Below are 613 nucleotides of genomic sequence, written 5' to 3'. Positions count from 1 at the left end.
TCGCTCTAGTGATCGGTTTGGTCTATGCGGCATATCGTTATGCCGTCTATCGTTGGAATAACGGTTACCGCCAAGAAGCGCTAGACGCTCTACTTCAGCTTGATCCTGCTGATAAAACGTCTGGGAAACGCGTTTTTGAGGTGCTGAAAACCGTGCTTCGTTACCTAGATTCACGTAATGCGAGCATTTATGGTGAGAGCGCCTTAACTCTGCTTGATGACTACTTGCCCGAGAAAGCGCCGGCAATCTTCAAGGATGCAGCATCAAAAATTTGGGTAGAGAGCCTAACCAATCCCAGTACTTATATGACGTTTGAACAGCGCAAAGAGATCATTACTAAAGCGACTCATTGGATGAAGCAACACCAAAACCGAGTCTCGGTTCAATCGCAGGAGACGTCTCGTGCTTGATTTAATTTCGCCAAGCTTTGAATTTGAACATCCTCTGTGGTTGATGATTCTGCCTCTGCCATTTCTGGTCTATTTTGCGGTTCCCGCTTACCGAACCAAGCAGATGGCGATTAAGGTGCCGTTCTTTCGCGATCTTGTTGATGCGATTGGTGAGACACCGTCAGAAGGCGCAAGCCAACTTACGCCAAGCTGGTGGCAGCGCG

At 48.3% G+C, this 613-nt stretch carries 1 protein-coding gene and 1 pseudogene; both read left to right on the top strand.

Annotation, left to right across the window (positions count from 1 at the left end; translation table 11 throughout):
• On the top strand, positions 1–410 hold a 410-nt coding region (locus tag KIV40_RS29115; RefSeq protein WP_285352707.1), incomplete at its 5' end, for a DUF4381 family protein.
• A 43-nt stretch (positions 411–453) separates the two neighbouring features.
• Positions 454–613 (top strand): annotated as a pseudogene (locus tag KIV40_RS29110) (aerotolerance regulator BatA); the annotation flags it as partial.

The sequence above is a fragment of the Vibrio sp. D173a genome (assembly GCF_030248475.1).
This window is presented reverse-complemented; position numbering and strand designations above follow the sequence as displayed.